The sequence below is a fragment of the Leifsonia sp. 10L418 genome (assembly GCF_056395445.1).
The window spans coordinates 273,174-291,454 of the sequence record NZ_JBFTJN010000004.1 but is presented as its reverse complement, the minus strand read 5'-3'; the positions used below and the strand labels follow the sequence as shown (position 1 = coordinate 291,454).

At 67.0% G+C, this 18,281-nt stretch carries 15 protein-coding genes; 4 read left to right on the top strand and 11 right to left on the bottom strand.

The window, feature by feature from the left end:
- Window positions 1-17: 17 nt before the first annotated feature.
- On the top strand, window positions 18-368 hold the full coding sequence (locus tag AC1DCF_RS11560; RefSeq protein WP_345069105.1) for a DUF1844 domain-containing protein: 351 nt from the start codon (window positions 18-20) through the stop codon (window positions 366-368).
- 99 nt (window positions 369-467) lie between these two features.
- On the opposite strand, the gene AC1DCF_RS11555 is transcribed toward AC1DCF_RS11560, so the two are convergent.
- The 7 genes from AC1DCF_RS11555 to AC1DCF_RS11525 all read right to left on the bottom strand — a co-directional run bounded on the left by AC1DCF_RS11555 (window position 468) and on the right by AC1DCF_RS11525 (window position 9,770).
- Complete coding sequence (locus AC1DCF_RS11555) at window positions 468-5,213, bottom strand: ATP-dependent helicase (RefSeq protein ID WP_477211143.1); 4,746 nt, start codon at window positions 5,211-5,213, stop codon at window positions 468-470.
- An 81-nt stretch (window positions 5,214-5,294) separates the two neighbouring features.
- Window positions 5,295-6,089, bottom strand: a complete 795-nt coding sequence (locus AC1DCF_RS11550) for an SseB family protein (protein WP_477211142.1) — start codon at window positions 6,087-6,089, stop codon at window positions 5,295-5,297.
- Window positions 6,073-6,819, bottom strand: coding sequence for a bifunctional 1-(5-phosphoribosyl)-5-((5-phosphoribosylamino)methylideneamino)imidazole-4-carboxamide isomerase/phosphoribosylanthranilate isomerase PriA (gene priA / locus AC1DCF_RS11545; protein WP_477211141.1), 747 nt, complete (start codon window positions 6,817-6,819; stop codon window positions 6,073-6,075). The genes AC1DCF_RS11550 and priA overlap by 17 nt, the downstream gene beginning before the upstream one ends.
- A 131-nt stretch (window positions 6,820-6,950) precedes the next feature.
- Entirely contained in the window at window positions 6,951-7,586 is a 636-nt protein-coding gene (gene hisH, locus AC1DCF_RS11540; protein ID WP_477211140.1) for an imidazole glycerol phosphate synthase subunit HisH, read from the bottom strand.
- Window positions 7,583-8,206 (bottom strand): imidazoleglycerol-phosphate dehydratase HisB, encoded by a 624-nt coding sequence (hisB, locus tag AC1DCF_RS11535; protein ID WP_441789952.1) that lies wholly within the window; start codon window positions 8,204-8,206, stop codon window positions 7,583-7,585. The genes hisH and hisB overlap by 4 nt, the downstream gene beginning before the upstream one ends.
- A 9-nt stretch (window positions 8,207-8,215) precedes the next feature.
- Window positions 8,216-9,310: a histidinol-phosphate transaminase gene (locus tag AC1DCF_RS11530; protein ID WP_477211139.1), complete on the bottom strand. Its 1,095-nt coding sequence runs from the start codon at window positions 9,308-9,310 to the stop codon at window positions 8,216-8,218.
- Between the two features lie 106 nt (window positions 9,311-9,416).
- A complete protein-coding gene (locus AC1DCF_RS11525; protein ID WP_477211138.1) occupies window positions 9,417-9,770 on the bottom strand; it encodes a LysM peptidoglycan-binding domain-containing protein in 354 nt (117 codons plus the stop codon).
- A 313-nt stretch (window positions 9,771-10,083) separates the two neighbouring features.
- On the opposite strand from AC1DCF_RS11525, the gene lexA reads away from it, so the two are divergent.
- Window positions 10,084-10,788, top strand: coding sequence for a transcriptional repressor LexA (gene lexA, locus AC1DCF_RS11520; RefSeq protein WP_441789955.1), 705 nt, complete (start codon window positions 10,084-10,086; stop codon window positions 10,786-10,788).
- Window positions 10,789-10,871: 83 nt separating this feature from the next.
- Here lexA and metE read toward each other — a convergent pair whose 3' ends face one another.
- From metE to hflX, 3 genes are all read right to left on the bottom strand, one after another.
- On the bottom strand, window positions 10,872-13,202 hold the full coding sequence (gene metE, locus AC1DCF_RS11515) for a 5-methyltetrahydropteroyltriglutamate--homocysteine S-methyltransferase (protein ID WP_477211137.1): 2,331 nt from the start codon (window positions 13,200-13,202) through the stop codon (window positions 10,872-10,874).
- On the bottom strand, window positions 13,199-14,209 hold the full coding sequence (locus tag AC1DCF_RS11510) for a methylenetetrahydrofolate reductase (protein ID WP_477211136.1): 1,011 nt from the start codon (window positions 14,207-14,209) through the stop codon (window positions 13,199-13,201). Before AC1DCF_RS11510 ends, metE begins: the two co-directional genes overlap by 4 nt.
- A gap of 445 nt (window positions 14,210-14,654) precedes the next feature.
- Complete coding sequence (gene hflX / locus AC1DCF_RS11505) at window positions 14,655-16,181, bottom strand: GTPase HflX (RefSeq protein WP_441789958.1); 1,527 nt, start codon at window positions 16,179-16,181, stop codon at window positions 14,655-14,657.
- A gap of 41 nt (window positions 16,182-16,222) precedes the next feature.
- On the opposite strand from hflX, the gene AC1DCF_RS11500 reads away from it, so the two are divergent.
- The gene (locus AC1DCF_RS11500; RefSeq protein WP_477211135.1) at window positions 16,223-16,834 is read left to right on the top strand and encodes a class I SAM-dependent methyltransferase; all 612 of its coding nucleotides are present in this window, start codon (window positions 16,223-16,225) and stop codon (window positions 16,832-16,834) included.
- Window positions 16,835-17,055: 221 nt separating this feature from the next.
- Window positions 17,056-17,190: a hypothetical protein gene (locus AC1DCF_RS11495; protein ID WP_477211134.1), complete on the top strand. Its 135-nt coding sequence runs from the start codon at window positions 17,056-17,058 to the stop codon at window positions 17,188-17,190.
- A gap of 209 nt (window positions 17,191-17,399) precedes the next feature.
- On the opposite strand, the gene dapF is transcribed toward AC1DCF_RS11495, so the two are convergent.
- Window positions 17,400-18,281 carry a diaminopimelate epimerase gene (dapF, locus tag AC1DCF_RS11490; protein WP_441789961.1) on the bottom strand — a complete coding sequence of 294 codons (882 nt, stop codon included), beginning with the start codon at window positions 18,279-18,281 and terminating at the stop codon, window positions 17,400-17,402.

Here is an 18,281-nt window from a genome sequence, read left to right as displayed (position 1 = left end):
TCTAGCAGAGGATGGCAGTGAGTAACACATTTGATCAGGATGACGCAGCGCAGGCCACGCGGGACATCGCCGATGTCGCCGCAATTGAGGTCATCACGACCGCTGCGGTGCACTTGATGAGTGCCGCCGCGGTCAAGTGCGGACTGGCCGACGACCCCGAGAGCCAGCTCGATCTGGACGAGGCACGCAAGCTCATCACCGCCCTCGCCGGCCTGGTGACGGCATCCGCCCCCGACATTTCAGACATGCACGCGCGAAGCCTGCGCGATGGACTGCGTTCGCTGCAGTTGGCGTTCCGTGAGGCGTCGGCGATCCCCGACCCGATCGGCCAGGGCCCGGGCGAGAAGTACACCGGTCCGGTCAACTAGCCAGGCCTTCTCGATGCCCGGGTCGCCCTGGCGGCCCGGGCATTCGTGCGCGCGGCAACGCAGCTGTCATGTGTAGAACACGGTGTCACTTCCGGCATGTCAGCTCCTCATCTTCAGCCCGCGCGGAATCGCCCCAAAGCCAGCGGCCTGCAACGCGTATCCGAGTTGCGTGCCGAGGATGAACTGGCCGTTCACCGTTTCGACGCCGAGCTGCGCCACCCCCCGGCGGGTGATCAGTTGGGCCACTGCCGCCGCGGCGGCGGACACGACGTGGTCGTCATCACCGAACGACAGAATCGACTTGCCTCCGCGTTCGATGTAGAGCGCCAGCTCACCCTCGACGATAACGACGAGCGCGCCGGCCTTGCGTCCGGGACGGTGGCTGGTGCCCTCCGGTAGCCTTGGCCAGGCCAACGCCGCCCCATACGGATTCGCCGGGTCCGTCGCGGCGAGGGCCACCGCCTCCAGCCGCCCTGCCTGCCGCCTGCGCTCCTGCTCTGACGGTGCGGGTAGCGACGCACGCAGCCGGTCGATCGCCCCGCCGGTGGCGAACTGGGCAGCGCCGAGTCCATCGACGAAGTATCCACGGCGAGCGCGGCCGAGTTCTTCGAAGCCGGAGAGCGTGCGATACACGAGCGCGAACCCACCCGTGATTCCCTCGCTCATCACCGCGCCCCTGGTCACCACGCCATAGCGTTCGAGCAGTGTCTCCCCCAGCGCATGAGCTCTGACCGTGGGCGACTGCTCGGCCAGCGGCACGATCGACCAGCGCCCGGCGACCGTTGGCGGGCCGGCGCGGGTCGGCATGGTCGGCCTCGGCAGCGCTCGCCCCCGGTGCAGGCGTGAGCGCGGCGTCGGTCTGCTCGGGCGATGAGCGGTATGCCCGCCCGCGAGGAGCGCGCGAATGGGGGCGAAGGTGTCATTGTTCACCAGCCCGGCCCAGACGAGGTCCCAGAGCGCAGTGACCAGTTCGGTGTCGTCCTGGCTGCCCACCGCATCGGCGAGCTGGCGGAAGAAGAAGGCACCCCCGCCGCCTAGCGTGGTCAGCACCTCCCGCTGAAGTGGCGTGGTCTCCACGTCGGGCAGCAACGACAGACTGAGCGGCGCGGTCTCCGCCAGGTGCAGGCTCACCCAACCGTCATTGCCGGCCAGCGTGCCTGCCCCGGCCCACAACACTTCGCCGGTGGCCGTCAACTCGTCGAGCATCGTCGGTGAATAGTCGGACACCCGTGCGGGCAACACCAGGGATTCCCACGCCGACGCCGGGATCCGCACGCCTTCGAGCTGCTCAATGACGGAGGCGACCCCGTCGATTCCCCGCAGCGCTCCTCCCACGTGTTGCCAGGCCGGCAGGAATCGGCCGATGGCCACCTGGTCGACAGGTTCCACCTCGCGCCTGAGCGCAGCCAGCGAACGGCGGCGGAGCCGCCGCAACACCTCGCTGTCACACCACTCTGCACCGTTTCGCAGGGGGTGGAACTCGCCTTCAATGACGCGGCGGGCCGCGGCGAGTCGGTGCAGCGCCACCTCGGCCACAGCAGCGCCCAGACCGAACCGGAGGGCGACATCTGAGCTGGTGAACGGGCCGCGCGTGCGTGCATACCGACTGACGAGGTCGCCGAGCGGATCGGACACCGATTCGGTGAAAGCCTCAGGGACGCCGAGTGGCAGCGGCACGCCCAGCGCATCTCGCAGCCGGCTCGCATCCTCAATCGCGGCCCACCAGTCATTCCCGGCGAACCGCACCTGGATCGCCCGCTTCGCGACGACCAGCTGATGCAGGTGCTCGTCGGCCTCGGCCGGATTCTCCAGCCGCTGTTCGACCTCCGCGCTCGTCAGCGGCCCGAGTCCGCGCAGCAGGTCGATGGCGCCTTCGAGCCCGCGCGCCTTGCGATCGGGGACGAGCCGCTGGAGTTCCAGCTCCGTCTCGTTCGTCACCGTCGTGTCGAGGAGCTCCCGCAACTCAACCCGGCCGAGGAGTTCGGCCAGCAGCGTGGAGTCGATCGAGAGTGCCGTCGCCCGGCGTTCGGCCAGCGGTGAGTCGCCTTCGTACATGAACTCCGCCACGTATCCGAACAGCAGGGTGCTCGCGAACGGGCTGGCGACATCCGTTCTGGTTTCGACGAGGCGCACGGAACGGGCGGCGATCTGTCGTGCGATCTCGGTGAGCGCCGGGAGGTCGTAGACGTCTTGCAGGCATTCCCGCACGGTCTCCAAGATGATGGGGAACGTCGGGTACTCGCGGGCGACGCCGAGCAACTGCGTCGCCTTTTGGCGCTGCTGCCAGAGCGGCGAACGGCGGCCGGGGTTGTAGTGCGGCAACAGCAGGGCGCGCGCGGCACACTCTCTGAACCGGGAGGCGAACAGGGCAGAGCCCCCCACCTCGTCGGTCACGAGCTGTTCGAGTTCATCGGGATCGAATACGAAGAGCTCGGCGCCGGGCGGCTCGTTCTCGGTGTCGGGGATGCGCACCACGATGCCGTCATCGCTGGCCATGCAGTTCCCGTCGATGCCGAAGCGCTCGCGTACCCGCGCACCAATAGCCAGCGCCCACGGCGCATGCACCTGCATGCCGAATGGAGAGTGCAGCACGACCCGCCAGTCGCCGATTTCGTCCCTGAAACGCTCGACCACCAGCGTGCGGTCTGTGGGCAGATGCCCGGTGGCCGCTCGTTGCTCCTCGAGGAAGGCGAGCAAATTGCTGACCGCGCGGGCGTCGAGCCCGCCAGCCGCACACCGTGCCTGCGCGTCTGCAGGGGAAGCGTCTGCCAGCTCACGCACATACGCGCCGATGGCCTGTCCCAGCTCGACCGGGCGGCCCAGCCCATCGCCCTTCCAGAACGGCAATCGTCCCGGCTGTCCGAAGGCCGGAACGACCTGGACCCGATCATGCGTGATCTCCTGGATGCGCCAGCTCGTCGTGCCAAGCGCGAAGACATCCCCGACGCGCGATTCGTAGACCATCTCCTCGTCGAGTTCGCCCACCCTGCGGCCCTGACTGGCCGCCGAGTCGGTCGCACCGATCATGAACACGCCGAATAGCCCGCGATCGGGGATTGTGCCGCCGCTGGTGACGGCGAGACGTTGCGCGCCGGGGCGGCCGGTCAACGTGCCTGTGTCGCGATCCCAGATGATGCGGGGGCGCAACTCTGCGAACTGGTCGGAGGGATACCGCCCGGCGAGCAGATCGAGGGTGGCCTCGTAGGCGGAGCGGGGCAGTGTCTGGAATGGCGCACTGCGGCGGAGCGTCGCGAGCCATACCTCGGCGTCGATCGGTTCGAGCGCGCAGGCCGCCACCGTTTGTTGCGCGAGGATGTCCAGCGGGTTGGTCGGGACGGCGATCGATTCGATCATGCCCGTGGTCATCCGCTCTGCTGCGACAGCGGAATGAATGAGGTCGGCCCGATGCTTCGGATAGATGATGCCGCGGGAGATCTCCCCCACCTGATGACCGGCCCGCCCCACGCGCTGCAAGCCGCTGGCGACTGAGGGGGGCGACTCCACCTGCACGACCAGGTCGACGGCGCCCATGTCGATCCCGAGCTCCAGGCTGGAGGTGGCCACCACGCACCGGAGGTGTCCGGACTTCAGGTCATCCTCGATCTGGGCGCGTTGCTCCTTGCTCACCGACCCGTGGTGAGCCCGGGCGAGAAGCGGCTCCGCACCGAAGGTCTGACCGGCAGCCCCCATCAGCTCGGCCGGGGCGTGGTGGGGCGCGGCCGACCGGGTCTCTGTCACGAGGGCGGGCGCGGGCACGCCGGCCGAAACCAGCTCCTGGCGTTCTGCGTAGATCTCGTTGAACCGCGCGGTGAGACGCTCGGCCAGCCGCCGGGAATTCGCAAACACGATCGCCGACGTATGCGCCAGGATTTGGTCGACGATCGCCTCCTCAACATGCGGCCAGATGGAACCGGCTTGGGGAGCGGCTGCCGCAGCGCTGCCCTCTCGCTCGGCCGGCGGGCTGATCTGGCTCATGTCGTCAACGGGCACAACGACGGAGAGGTCGAAGCGCTTCCCGCTGGCCGGCGCGACGATCTCGACCGGCGCAGCCGCCGACAGGAAGCGGGCGACCTCGCTCGGGGGACGCACGGTGGCAGAGAGACCAATCCGCTGCGCCGGCCGCTCAAGCAATGCGTCGAGGCGCTCGAGCGACACAGCGAGGTGCGCGCCGCGCTTCGTCGCGGCGACGGCATGAATCTCGTCGACGATCACGGTGTCGACGGCGCGCAGAGTGTCGCGCGCCGCCGAGGTGAGCATGAGGAACAACGACTCCGGCGTCGTGATCAGGATGTCTGGCGGGTTCTTGATCAGCCGCCGCCGCTCTGAGCTCGGCGTATCGCCAGAGCGCAGCCCAACCGTGACAAGTGGGGGTTCGGCGCCCAAACGGCGTGCGGCCCGCTCGATTCCAATCAGCGGTGCCCGCAGGTTGCGTTCAACATCGACGCCCAGCGCCTTGAGCGGCGAGATATACAGCACGCGGGTGCCGGGTCTGGCCGGATGATCGGCGTCGCGCGCTGAGCCGGCCGAGCGGGAGCCGTCGGCCTGTCCTGCTGCACTGGCCTGTCCTGCTGCACTGGCCTGTCCTGCTGCACTGGCCGGTCCTGCTGCACTGGCCGGTCCTGCTGCACTGGCCGGTCCTGCTGCACTGGCCTGTCCGGCGAGCCGGTCAATCGCCCAGAGGAATGCCGCCAGGGTCTTCCCCGACCCCGTGGGGGCAACGACCAGGGCGTGCGAGCCACGGGAAATCGCATCCCAGGCACCGAGTTGCACCTCGGTCGGAGCCGCGAACGCCTCGCCGAACCAGGCCAGTGTCGCAGGCGAGAATCGTCCACTGAGCGAGTCCATGTCACCATCCTGATCGACTCCCCCGACATTCCCTAGAGGAATTCGGTCGCATCGACTGCCCGCATGGCACAGCGCTGCTGGCTACACCGACGCGATCAGCTGCACCTTGAGCGAGTCCACCCCGGTCGCAATGACGTCGCTGGCCGACCAGCGCGCAGCCAGGCGGGCGAGCACGGCGTCGAGATCGGCCTGGGTCAGTCCGTCGATCAGCTCCAACCGCACGATCAGTTCCGGTCCGGCGAGCCGGGAATCCGGATCCCCGGCCACGAGGGTGACGCTGAGCACCGAGAGTTCGGTCGCGATCGACTCCTCGAAGGCGGCAGCCACCGCGCGACTCGCGTAACTGGGTGTCCACGGCAGACTCTGCGCGATTGCCCAGAGAGCCGGCCGACGCACCACGAACTCGGTGGGAGCGATCGGGTCGAGCACCACCAAATCTGTTTCTTCCTGCGCCGCGGCCAACGCCACCCGCACCGCATCCGCCGGCACCGGGCGCGCGGCGGGGTTCCAGGCCGCCATCGCGGCCGCCGAGGTGAAGACGGGCATCACATTGCGCCCGTCGGGCCCCGCCACGGTGATGATCGAGAGCTCCTGGCTTTTGTCGATCGTCAGACCGTGCTCACTGGTTCCGGCTTCACCGAGCTCGGCGATCAGCGGGATCAGCAGACGTGAACCCCGAAGCGCGTCGATGACATTCTCTTCACCGACTTCGCGCGCGCGGAAGGCCCGCAGCGCCTCCCCGAGTACCGGCGGCATCGTGCCGTCGTCTTCGGCGTGCTCGTTGGGTTCGAACTCGCGGCCGGCCCAGGGCTGGCCTGCCGAGTCGGCGGGTCCGCCCGGGCGGCCGGTGGAGCCGAGGTTATGAGCCGGAGACATCCAGCGCCTCAGGCAGCGTGAACGCACCCGCGTAGAGTGCCTTGCCGATGATGGCGCCCTCGAGCCCCTGGGGCACGAGCTGGCGCAGTTCGACCAGGTCGTCGAGGCTGGAGATGCCACCGGATGCGATCACCGGGCGGTGAGTGCGGTCCATGACCTGGCGCAGCAGTTCGACGTTCGGTCCCTGCAGGGTGCCGTCCTTCGTGACGTCGGTGACCACGTAGCGGGCGCAACCGGCGTCTTCGAGTCGTTCGAGTACCTGCCAGATGTCGCCGCCGTCTTTGGTCCAGCCGCGGGCCGAAAGGGTGGTGCCGCGCACGTCGAGACCGACGGCGATGGCCTCGCCATAACGTGCGATCACGCTGGCCGCCCACTCGGGATTCTCCAGAGCCGCGGTGCCGAGGTTGATGCGCTTGACGCCGGTGCCGAGTGCCGCTTCGAGCGACTCGTCGTCGCGAATGCCGCCCGACAGCTCGACGTTGACGCCGCGAACCTGCTTGATGACCTTCTTGATCACGCTCGTGTTGTTGCCCCGGCCGAATGCGGCGTCGAGGTCGACGAGGTGAATCCACTCGGCGCCCTGGTCTGCCCAATCGGCGGCGGCGTCAACCGGGTCGCCGTAGTTGGTCTCGGTGCCGGCTTCGCCCTGCGTGAGCCGCACGGCCTTTCCGCCGGCCACATCGACGGCGGGCAGCAGCACGAGACGCGGGGTGGTGTTGAACTCACTCATGGGGATTTCCTCAATCGGGATGGCTGCACATCGGCGGCCGAAATGAACACTCGATACTACTCGCGCGCACTGGGCGGCGCCTGTCACAACTGGTCCGAATGAAGCAGTGCCAGCCTCCACCCGGCCCGGCACTATGAGGTGCGCAGGGACTCCAGCCAGTTGGACAGCAGGCGGATGCCCGCCTCGCCGGATTTTTCCGGGTGGAACTGTGTTGCGGTGAGCGGACCGTTCTCGATCGCGGCCAGGAATCGGCCGCCGTGGTCGGCCCAGGTCAGTTGTGGGGCCGGGAACGGCGGCTGCACGTCAAGCGTCCACTCCTGCGCGGCATAGGAGTGCACGAAGTAGAACCGCTCGTCGGCAAGACCGCGAAAAAGTACAGAGTCTTCGGGGGCCTCGACGGTGTTCCAGCCCATGTGCGGAAGCACCGGGGCCTTCAGCTGGGTCACGGTGCCGGGCCATTCGCCGAGGCCTTCCGTGTCGACGCCGCGTTCGACACCGTGCTCGAACATGACCTGCATGCCCACGCAGATGCCGAGCACCGGCCGGCCACCGGCGAGGCGGCGGTCGATGATCTCGTCGCCATAGACATCCTTGAGCGACTTCATCACGGCGCTGAACGCGCCGACACCGGGGACGACGAGGCCGTCGGCCTCGAGCGCGACCTTGCGGTCGGAGGTCAGGGTGACGTCGGCACCGGCCTGCTCGAGCGCTTTGGCCGCCGAGTGGATGTTGCCGGTCCCATAGTCGAAGACGACGACGGAGGTCACAGCGCGCCCTTCGTCGACGGGATGCCCACGACCAGCGGGTCGAGCGCCTTGGCCTGGCGGAACGCGCGCGCGAATGCCTTGAACTCGGCCTCGGCGATGTGGTGCGGGTCGCGCCCGCCCAGCACGGTGACGTGCACCGTCAGCGCCGCGTTGTAGCTGATGGCCTCGAAGACGTGGCGCACCATCGAACCGGTGAAGTGGCCGCCGATGAGGTGGAATTCGAACCCGGCCGGCTCCCCCGTGTGCACGAGGTAGGGGCGACCGGAGATGTCGACGACGGCCTGCACGAGCGCCTCGTCGAGCGGAACGAGGGCGTCGCCGTATCGTGAGATGCCCGACTTGTCGCCGAGCGCCTGCTTGATCGCCTGACCGAGCGCGATGCCGATGTCTTCGACGGTGTGGTGCACGTCGATCTCGACGTCACCGGTGGCCCGCACGGTGAGGTCGGTCAACGAGTGCTTGGCGAACGCCGTGAGCAGGTGGTCGTAGAACGGAACCGACGTCTGAATGTCGCTGACCCCCGTGCCGTCGAGGTTGATGCTGAGCTCGATGCTCGACTCGCTCGTCGCGCGGGTGATCTGCGCGACGCGGGGGGCGGTGGACACGGCGGAAGAAGTCATACCGCTAGCCTATTCGGCTGCGCCGGGCGCGACACGCAGGCCCGCCAGCGCGCTCAGGAAGGCTGTCGTCTCCGCTTCGGTTCCCGCACTCACGCGCAGGTGGTTCGGGATGCCGATGTCGCGGATCAGCACGCCCTGGTCGAGGAGCGCCTGGAACGTGGCTTTCGGGTCGTCGACCCCACCGAACAGCACGAAGTTGCTGCCGCTGCGGTGCGGTGAGTAACCGAGGTTCCGAAGCTCAGTCACGATGCGATCCCGCTGCACCCGGATGTCGTCGACCATCGAAAGCATCTCCGGCGTGTGCGCGAGCGCCGCGTTCGCCGCGGCCTGCGTCAGCGCCGACAGGTGGTACGGCAGTCGAACCAGGCGCATCGCATCCGTCACCGCCGGGTCGGCCGCCAGGTAGCCGACGCGGGCGCCGGCGAAAGCGAAAGCCTTGCTCATGGTCCGCGAGACAAGCAGGCGCGGGCGCCCCTCGAGCAGTGTCAGAGCGGATGCCTCCCCGTCGGCCGCGAACTCGGCATAGGCCTCGTCGACGAGAACGATGCCGTCGGTGGCGTCGTAGACGGCGGCAATGGTCTCCAGCGAGAGCGGCGTGCCGGTGGGGTTATTCGGTGAGCACAGGAAGACCAGCGAGGGGTTGGTCTTCGTGACCCACTCGACGGCGGTCTCCGGGGACAGCTCGTAGTCGGCATCCCGCTCTCCGGCAATCCAGTCGGTGCCGGTGCCGGAGGCAAGAATCTGGTACATCGAATAGGTCGGCGAGAATCCCAGCACGCTGCGGCCGGGGCCGCCGAACGCCTGCAGTACCTGCTGGATCACTTCGTTCGAGCCGTTCGCCGCCCAGATGTTCTCGGGGGTGAGGCCGTGACCGAGGTAGACGGCGAGGTTCTCGCGGAGCTCGGTGAATTCGCGGTCGGGGTACCGGTTGACGGTCAGGATCGCGCGAGCGAGAGAGGCGACGATGTCGTGAGCAACAGCCTCGGGAATCAGATGCGTGTTCTCGTTCACGTTGAGGGCCACCGGAACGTGAAGTTGCGGGGCACCATAGGGAACGAGTCCGCGCAGATTGTCGCGCAGGGGAAGGTCATTGAGGCTGGTCACCCGAGCAATATTACCGGGCCGCCGTGGGCGTCAAAGGCGAGATGCCGACACCAGAACACGGGGCAGGGGCCGGGCGGGTCCGGCAGCGCAGCCGGGGTGGTGCTGACTAGTCGGTGGCCGGAAGAGCGAGGCGCTGGCCGGGCTCGACGGAGGCTGAGTCAAGCTGGTTGAGGGCGACGATGTCAGCGATGACATCGCGCGGGTCCGCTTCGGGGGCGATGGTCTCGGCGAGCTGCCAGAGGGACTGACCGGCCGAGACGGTGACGTAGTCGAACGTGGCCGTACCGCCGGTGCCGTTGGAAGCGATTGCCGCTCCCCCGTTGATGGTGACGACGAAGGCGCCGACAACGAGCGGGAGTGCCGCCATCGTGCTGAAAACAATACGACCACGTCGGGTCAGACGCAGACGGGTGGTGCCAATGGAGCCGTGCGGAGCTGCCGTGCTGACTGCTGTGCTCATGTTGAACCTCCTGGTAAGTACGGGTCCGGCTCCCGGGGAAGGGAGTCGCATCCGAATCTATGTTCCGAATATATATTCGATTGTTCGAAGAATCAAGCCTCTTTACGGTTGTTCTTCGAAACAATCGGGCAACACACTCGAAGAAGTGTTTGTTTTCCCGGGGTGCGGGGATACAGTTTTTCTTGACGGATCGAACACAACCAGACACCTCTGACATTCGAACGGAACGGCCGTCGCTGCCGCAGGAGTAGCGGCGCGGTCTGAGCAGTGGCGCAGTTTGAGACGCACAACATCGGCACGAGGAGCGAGTGACATGACGAAAGAGACAAGCGGCCCCCGCGAACGCGGCGGCACCCGTCGCCGAAAGAGCCTGAGCGAGAAGCAACTGGCAATTCTCGACGTGATCTCGCGTTCGGTCAGCAGCCGCGGTTATCCGCCGAGCATGCGCGAGATCGGCGATGCCGTCGGGCTCGCCTCGCTCTCGAGCGTGACTCACCAGCTCAACCAATTGGAGTTGAGCGGCTACCTGCGTCGCGACCCCAACCGTCCGCGTGCACTCGAAATCCTCATCGAGCTGCCGCAGTCCACCGACGACAACTCGGTCGGCGATGCCGATTCGTCGGCGTCGAACGCGCAGATCGGTGACGCAGCGATGGTTCCGCTTGTCGGTCGCATCGCCGCCGGCATCCCGATCACCGCGGACCAGCAGATCGATGAGATCTTCCCGCTTCCTCGCCAGCTCGTGGGCAAGGGCGACCTCTTCATGCTCAAGGTCGTCGGTGAGTCAATGATTGACGCCGCCATCTGCGATGGCGACTGGGTGGTCGTACGACAGCAGAAGACGGCGGAGAACGGCGAGATCGTCGCGGCCATGCTCGACAACGAAGCGACAGTCAAGGTGTTCCGTCAGCGTGACGGCCACACCTGGTTGCTCCCCCGCAACACCAACTTCGAGCCCATCATGGGCGATCACGCCGAAATCCTCGGCAAAATTGTGGCGGTACTCCGCTCGGTCTAGCCCTGCCATCCCCGCGAAACAGCAATTGTCGGAGCCTCAACTCGTACCAGGCTCCGACAATTGCAGTTTCGCGAGAGAACTAGCTAGCGAACAGGGGCCTCCACGCGCGCCCGCACGATCTGCGTGGCCTCCACGATATTGGCCAGGGATTCGATCGTCTCGTCGTACCCACGGGTCTTGAGACCGCAGTCCGGGTTGATCCAGACCTGACGCCCCGGAATCGACTCCAGGGCCCGCTCGATCAACTCGGTCACCTCGGTGACGCTCGGCACACGCGGCGAGTGGATGTCGTAGACGCCCGGGCCGATTCCGTGATCGAAGCCGCTGGACTGGATGTCGCTGACGACCTCCATGCGCGAGCGGGCCGCTTCGATGCTCGTCACGTCGGCATCGAGATTGCGAATCGCCTCGATCACAACGCCGAACTCCGAGTAGCAGAGGTGGGTGTGGATCTGGGTGACCTCCGCGACGCCGGCGGTGGCCAGCTTGAACGACCCGACCGACCAGTCCAGGTAGTCGGCCTGATCCTTCTTCTTGAGCGGAAGCAGCTCGCGCAGCGCCGGCTCATCGACCTGAACGATCGTGATGCCCGCCGACTCCAGGTCGCCGATCTCGTCGCGCAGGGCCAGCGCCACCTGGCGAGCTGTCTCACCGAGCGGCTGGTCGTCACGCACGAAGGACCAGGCCAGGATCGTGACCGGACCGGTCAACATCCCCTTGACGGGCTTCTCGGTCAGCGACTGCGTGTAGACCGACCAATCGACGGTGATCGGCTTCGGTCGGGACACGTCTCCCCAGAGGATCGACGGGCGCGTGCACCGGCTGCCGTAGGACTGCACCCATCCGTTCTCGGTGACGGCGAAGCCGTCGAGGTTCTCGGCGAAGTACTGCACCATGTCGTTGCGCTCTGGCTCGCCGTGAACGAGGACGTCGAGTCCGAGTTCGTGCTGCAGGTCGACGACGCGAGCGATCTCGGCGCGCATCAGCGCGGTGTACTCGTCGGCCGTCAGCTCGCCCTTGCCCAGCTGGGCGCGGGCGCGTCGGATCTCACCGGTCTGCGGGAACGAACCGATGGTCGTCGTCGGCAAGAACGGCAGGCCCAGTGCCTCCTCCTGGGCGGCCGCGCGAGCGGCGTAGTCACCCCGGTTGAAGTCGGCCTCGGTCAGACCGGCAGTGCGGGCGCGTACGGCGCCGTCGCGAACACCCGGTGCAGCCAGCCGGGCGGCCAGTGCAGCGGATGCCGCCTCGAGTTCGGCCTGGATGGCCGATTTGCCTTCGGTCAGGCCGTGGGCCAGGGTTGCCACCTGATTCACCTTCTGGTCAGCGAAGGCGAGCCAGCTGGTCAGATCGTCGCCGAGTGAGGATTCGTCCTGCACGTCGTGGGGCACGTGCAGCAGCGACGTCGACGTCGACACGGCCACGCGCGGGCTGAGCTTCGCCACGGCGCCGACGGTGTCGAAGGCCGCGGCGAGGTCGCCACGCCAGATGTTGTGACCGTCGATCACGCCGGCGACGAGCACCTTGTCGGCCAGGCCGGGAACGGCATTCGGCACTGATCCGCGCACGAGGTCGAGGCCGATGGCTTCGACGGGCGACGCGGCCAGCACCGGCAGAGCGTCGTCGAGGCTGCCATAGGGCGCGGCGAGGAAGATCGCGGGGCGCGGCTCGAGCGTTCCGAGAACGGCATAGGCACGCTCGGCGGCGGCGAGAAGCTCGGCGCGCGGCACCTCGATGCTCTCGCTGACGAGGGCAGGCTCGTCGAGCTGCACCCATTCGGCGCCGGCCTCGGCGAGACGCTGCAGCAGGGTGGCGTAGACCGGCAGCACGTCGTCGAGGCGTGACAGCGGCACGAAGCCCGCCGGCGCCTCATCGCTGGGCTTGCTGAGTGCGAGGAGCGTGACCGGGCCGACGATGACGGGCCTCGTGAGGTAGCCGGCGGCCTTGGCCTCCGTGAATTCCCGCACGATTCGGTCGCTGGCGAGAACGAAGTTCGTCTCCGGCCCGATTTCCGGCACGAGGTAGTGGTAGTTCGAGTCGAACCACTTCGTCATTTCGAGCGGCAGGTTGTCGCCCTCGCCGCGCGCCAGCGTGAAGTAGCCGGCCAGGTCGATCCGGCCGTCTGAGTCGACGAGCGCGGAAAACCGGGAGGGGACGGCGCCAACGGTGACCGCGGCATCCAGCACCTGGTCGTAGTACGAGAACGACTCGGGGATCGACGAGTCGGCCTGGCCGAGACCCAAAGCGACGAGGCGCGCGCGGGTGGCGTCGCGGAGCCCGGCGGAGGTGGCCTCCAGCTCAGCCTCATCGATGCGCCCGGCCCAGAAGGCTTCGACGGCCTTCTTCAGCTCGCGGCGACGACCGATACGTGGGTAACCGAGGATGGTGCCGGTCGGGAATGCGGGAGTGGTTGTCATGCTCGTTCCTTGACTGTGAGGGCAGATACTGCGGTGGATTGGCTGTCGAATGGTTGGTAGTCGGCGGGGAGTGCCCCGGCCCGGTCGAGCACCGAGAGCACGGTGCGGTGCTGGTTGAACGCATAGAGGTGCAGGCCCGGGGCCCCGCCGGCCAGGAGCTCCTGGGCCAGATTGGCCGCATGGCTGATGCCGATCTCGCGCTGGCCTTGCTCGGTCGGCTCGATCTCAAGCTGGATCGAGAGCTCGGAGGGCAGCTCTTCGCCGGACAGCTGCAGGATACGGGTGAGGCGTGCGGGGCTGGTGACCGGCATGATGCCGGGCAGAATCGGGAACTCGACGCCCGCCTGCTTGGCCCGCTGGATGAAACTCAAGTAGTGGTCGGCGTGGAAGAACAGCTGAGTGATCGCGAGGTTCGCTCCGGCAGCCTGCTTGGCCAGGAGTGTGTCGATGTCCTGAGAGGTCGAGCGGGAGCGGGGATGGCCGTTGGGGAACGCGGCGACGGCGACGCGCACCTTGTCGCGCTCCGAACTGACGGACCGCGCGCCGGGCAGGCCGGGGATGACGCCCTCGCGATACGGCACGCGCTCGGCCTGCACGCGGTGGATGAGCTGCACGAGCTCCCCCGCGCTCTTCAAATCGCCGAGGAACACTTCCCCCTCCGGTGTGCCCTCCGGAGCGTCCCCGCGCAGCGCCAGAAAGCTGCGCACACCGGCATCCAGAAACTCACGGATGAGGTAGTTGGCTTCGGCATGCGAGGAACCGACACAGGTGAGGTGTGCCATCGGCTCGACGCCAGTGGCCTGCAGGATGTAACTCAGCACGTCGAGGGAGGAGGTGCGAGACGATCCGTTTGCCCCGTAGGTCACCGAGATGAATTCGGGCCGGGCCGCAGCCAGCCTGTCGATGGTGCTGTGCAGTGCTGTCGCTGCGGCATCCGTTCGAGGCGGATACAGCTCAAACGACACCGGAACGCGGCGAGGACAGTCTGGGTCCTTCGTCGTAGTCATGAAACCTCATTTGGCATAGGTGCTGCCGCAGCCGGGCAGCCGCGGACCGCCAACACAGGGCTGGCGATTTGTCGCGGGCGGGTGCCGGGCTCGGCTGTCGCTCCATGCCGATCAGAGTGGTCTGGTCGGCAACGATTGCAGCGACTCTAACAACCGAAAAGCCGATCCAAATGAGTGTGACCGAATGTTTCACGCGGTCGTCGAATGGAGGTCAGAAACGCAGCGCCGAGCGCTGCGACTGTGACCGAATATTTCACGCGGTCGCCACAATTCGTGTTGTCGCCGCCGTCGCGGGTCGGCGGCGACTCAGCCCCTCGCAGTGGCCGCATCGGTCGGGTCGACGGTGCTCAGGTACGCGCGCTCAGGTGCACGCTCGGGTGCACGCTCGGGTGCACGCTCGGCTGACGTAACGGCCCGTCGAGGCCGCCACGTCAGCCCGTGAAAGTTACGCGGTGACGGCGGGAACGACCCGGAATTCCGCAAACTGCGGCGCAATGTCGGGGTTCACCATCGCCTTGACCTCGGTTCCAGTCTCGGCGTATGCGGTCGAGAGAACCCGCCCGTGCTGGTGCAGGGCGGAGATCAGGTCACCACGCTCGTAGGGGATCAGCAGGTCGAGTTCGACCTGCGGGGTGGGGATGAGGTCGGCGATCGCCGCGAGCACCTCGTCGATGCCTTCGCCGCTGCGGGCCGACACGAAGATCGCCCGCGGTTCGAGGCCGCGCAGCAGCAGCCGGTCGTCTTCGCTGACCAGGTCGCTCTTGTTGAACACCACGATCTCAGGGATCTCGCGGGCCCCCACCTCGCCGATGACGTCGCGCACGGTGGCGAGCTGGCTGGCGGGGTCGGGGTGCGAGCCGTCGACGACGTGCACGATGACGTCGGAGTCGGCAACTTCTTCGAGCGTCGAGCGGAAGGCCTCGACCAGCTGGTGGGGCAGGTTGCGCACAAATCCGACGGTGTCGGTGAGCGTGTACAGGCGGCCGTCAGCCGTCGTCGATTTGCGCACCGTCGCATCCAGTGTCGCGAACAGTGAATTCTCGACCAGCACTCCGGCATTGGTGATGCGGTTGAGCAGGCTCGATTTGCCGGCGTTGGTGTAGCCGACGATGGCAACGGATGGCACGGCGTTGCGCTTGCGGTTGGCCCGCTTGGCCTCACGGGCCGGCTTCATCTCGACCATCTGCTTGCGCAGCTTCGACATGCGCGTGTGGATGCGACGACGGTCCAGCTCGATCTTCGTCTCACCGGGGCCACGGGAACCCATACCGGCTCCGGTGCCACCCACCTGGCCACCGGCCTGGCGGGACATCGAGTCGCCCCAGCCGCGGAGGCGTGGCATCAGATACTGGAGCTGGGCGAGTTCGACCTGCGCCTTGCCCTCCCGGCTCTTCGCGTGCTGGCTGAAAATATCGAGGATGACGGCGGTGCGGTCGATGACCTTCACCTTGACCGCGTCTTCGAGCGCGCGTCGCTGGCTCGGCGCCAGCTCGGTGTCGGCGATCACGGTGTCGGCGCCCATCGCCTGCACAATCGCGGCGAGCTCCTGCACCTTTCCCTTACCGAAATAGGTGCTGGGATCGGGCTTCGCCCGGCGCTGCATCAGGCCGTCGAGCACTGTCGCTCCGGCCGTCTCCGCAAGGGCGGCGAGCTCGCGCATGGAGTTCTCGGCGTCGTCGATCGTGCCCTGCGTGTAGACACCGATCAGAATGACGTTCTCGAGACGCAGCTGGCGATACTCGACCTCTGTGACGTCTTCAAGTTCGGTGGAGAGTCCCGGAACCCGCCGCAACGCATTGCGGTCGGCGCGCTCCAGCTGCTCGCCGTCGTATCCGCCGTCGGCAGAGTCGGCCTGCAGAGCCTGCGCGGTTCCGCTGGTGAAAAGCGAGTAGCCGGAAGCCCGGGAGTCAGCGCTGGCCAACACCCGCGCAACTACGTCGTCGTCGTCGTGTGGGGCAGTGGATTCAGTCATCGCTTTAACCCTAGTTCCTCGAACTCCGATAGTTTCCTACTATGGCACCAGAGCACTATTTCTCGTCTGCATCCGATAGCGAACTCAAATTGCGGCAGATCTCTGTGCAACTCGCCGGCCGTGAGTACACGGTGACGACGGCCAACGCTGTTTTCAGCCCGGAACACATCGATACTGGCACACAGGTTCTGCTGAACAACGCTCCCCCGCCCCCGAGCGACGGCGATTTTCTTGACATCGGATGCGGGTGGGGGCCGATCAGCCTGCACCTCGCGTTGACCTCCCCCGACGCCCGCATCTGGGCTGTCGACGTCAACGAGCGCGCCCTCGACCTCGTGCGGCGCAACGCCGCAGCACTCGGACTCACCAACGTGACCGCGGTTCTGCCGAAGGAAGTTCCGGCCGACCTCACTTTTCGCACGATCTGGTCGAACCCACCGATTCGGGTCGGCAAGAACGAGTTGCACAACCTGATGACGACCTGGCTGCCGCGGCTGCAGCCCGGATCGGATGCCTGGCTCGTCGTGCAGAAAAACCTCGGCTCCGACTCGCTGCACCGGTGGCTCGACGAGGAGCTGAGCGACGAGTACACCGTGTCGCGGGCGACCACGAGCAAGGGTTTCCGTGTGCTGAGGGTGAACCGGGGCGCGTAGCACTTAGCACTTAGCGCTCCCCGTTCCACTTCGCCCCGTTCTCGACCTGAGGGCCCCTGATCAATCCGGACGAGCCTCGGGTACCGAATTCAGGAGCGGAGGTGTGTCGCGGCCCTTTTGGGCCGGTTTTTCACGCGACACGCCTCTCCGTTCCTGAATTGGGTACCGGGCAGCAGCCCAGGTATCCGGTGGCCGAGGTGGCTCCCACCTAGACCGCGACCATGGACGACGACGCTCCCGGCTCGCCCATCGCCACGCTTGTGTCTCGCATCCGTGACCTTTTCGCTCAGTTTCCTGAACGCTTCACGGGGGCTGCGCAAGCCACGCTCGAGATCATGTTCTTCTGGCGCCACTGACCAGCGCGCACAGCCTGTGAGCCGACGCAGCCCCGCGGGTCGAACCCGTTGAGCCCCGGTACCAAAATTAGGAGCGGAGGTGTGTCGCGGCCCTTTTGGGCCTGTTTTTCGCGCGACACGCCTCTCCGCTCCTAATTTTGGCAAGGTTACGTAGCGCCAACCTTGTCGGAGGACACGGTCTCGACAGGCTCGACCGCCGAGGCCGAGGGCTAGCCCAGGCCGAGCACCCCGTCGAAGACGAGCTCCGCCGGACCAGAGAGCGAGACGTGCTCGCCATCCTCGGTCGGGAACATCCGCACGCCGAGCACCCCACCGGGCACCTCGACGCGCCACTGGTTCGGGGCTCCTGCACCGGCCCAGTGCCGGGTGGCCAATGCTGCCGCGGCCGCGCCGGTGCCGCACGACAGGGTTTCGCCGCTGCCGCGCTCGTGCACTCGCATGCGGATGTGACCGACACCGTCGATGACGAGCGGGTCGCCCGGGACCACGAATTCGACGTTCGCGCCGGCGACGGGTTCGGGATCGAGCTGAGGAATGTAGCTGAGGTCTGCCGCGTCGAGTTCGGCGTCGTCGGCGAGGGCGACGACCACGTGCGGGTTTCCGACATTAATGCCGAGACCCGGCCGCGCGACCGAGAGATTGCGGGCACGTACGAGCGGTTCGCCGCCGTCGAGTGTCCAGCGCCCGAGGTCGACCTGGAAGCCCGTGCGGTTGCGCTGCACGTCACGCACACCGGCGCGGGTGCCGACGGCGAGGGTGTCGCCCGGTTCCAGGGCGACGAGACCCTGGTCGATCAGGAAGCGAGCGTAGACACGGATGCCGTTGCCGCACATCTCGGAAATGGTTCCGTCGGCGTTCCAGTAGTCCATGAACCACTCGGCGGCGCTGTCTTCAGCCAGTGCGGCCGCTCCGGCGTCGAGCCGGTTCGACTTCACGGCACGGATCAGACCATCGCCACCCACACCGAACTTGCGGTCGCAAACGGCACGAATCTGTTCGGGGCTGAGCTCGTTCTCACCTTCCGGATCGGCGAACAGCACGAAGTCGTTGCCGGTTCCTTGGCCTTTGGTGAAGTGCAGATCAGTACCCAT

Coding starts and splice junctions, on each gene's coding strand:
- AC1DCF_RS11555 (WP_477211143.1), bottom strand. CDS start 5,213: ATGGACTCGCTCAGTGGACGATTCTCGCCTGCGACACTGGCCTGGTTC.
- AC1DCF_RS11550 (WP_477211142.1), bottom strand. CDS start 6,089: ATGTCTCCGGCTCATAACCTCGGCTCCACCGGCCGCCCGGGCGGACCC.
- priA (WP_477211141.1), bottom strand. CDS start 6,819: ATGAGTGAGTTCAACACCACCCCGCGTCTCGTGCTGCTGCCCGCCGTC.
- hisB (WP_441789952.1), bottom strand. CDS start 8,206: ATGACTTCTTCCGCCGTGTCCACCGCCCCCCGCGTCGCGCAGATCACC.
- AC1DCF_RS11525 (WP_477211138.1), bottom strand. CDS start 9,770: ATGAGCACAGCAGTCAGCACGGCAGCTCCGCACGGCTCCATTGGCACC.
- lexA (WP_441789955.1), top strand. CDS start 10,084: ATGACGAAAGAGACAAGCGGCCCCCGCGAACGCGGCGGCACCCGTCGC.
- metE (WP_477211137.1), bottom strand. CDS start 13,202: ATGACAACCACTCCCGCATTCCCGACCGGCACCATCCTCGGTTACCCA.
- AC1DCF_RS11510 (WP_477211136.1), bottom strand. CDS start 14,209: ATGACTACGACGAAGGACCCAGACTGTCCTCGCCGCGTTCCGGTGTCG.
- hflX (WP_441789958.1), bottom strand. CDS start 16,181: ATGACTGAATCCACTGCCCCACACGACGACGACGACGTAGTTGCGCGG.
- AC1DCF_RS11500 (WP_477211135.1), top strand. CDS start 16,223: ATGGCACCAGAGCACTATTTCTCGTCTGCATCCGATAGCGAACTCAAA.
- AC1DCF_RS11495 (WP_477211134.1), top strand. CDS start 17,056: ATGGACGACGACGCTCCCGGCTCGCCCATCGCCACGCTTGTGTCTCGC.
- dapF (WP_441789961.1), bottom strand. CDS start 18,281: ATGGGTACTGATCTGCACTTCACCAAAGGCCAAGGAACCGGCAACGAC.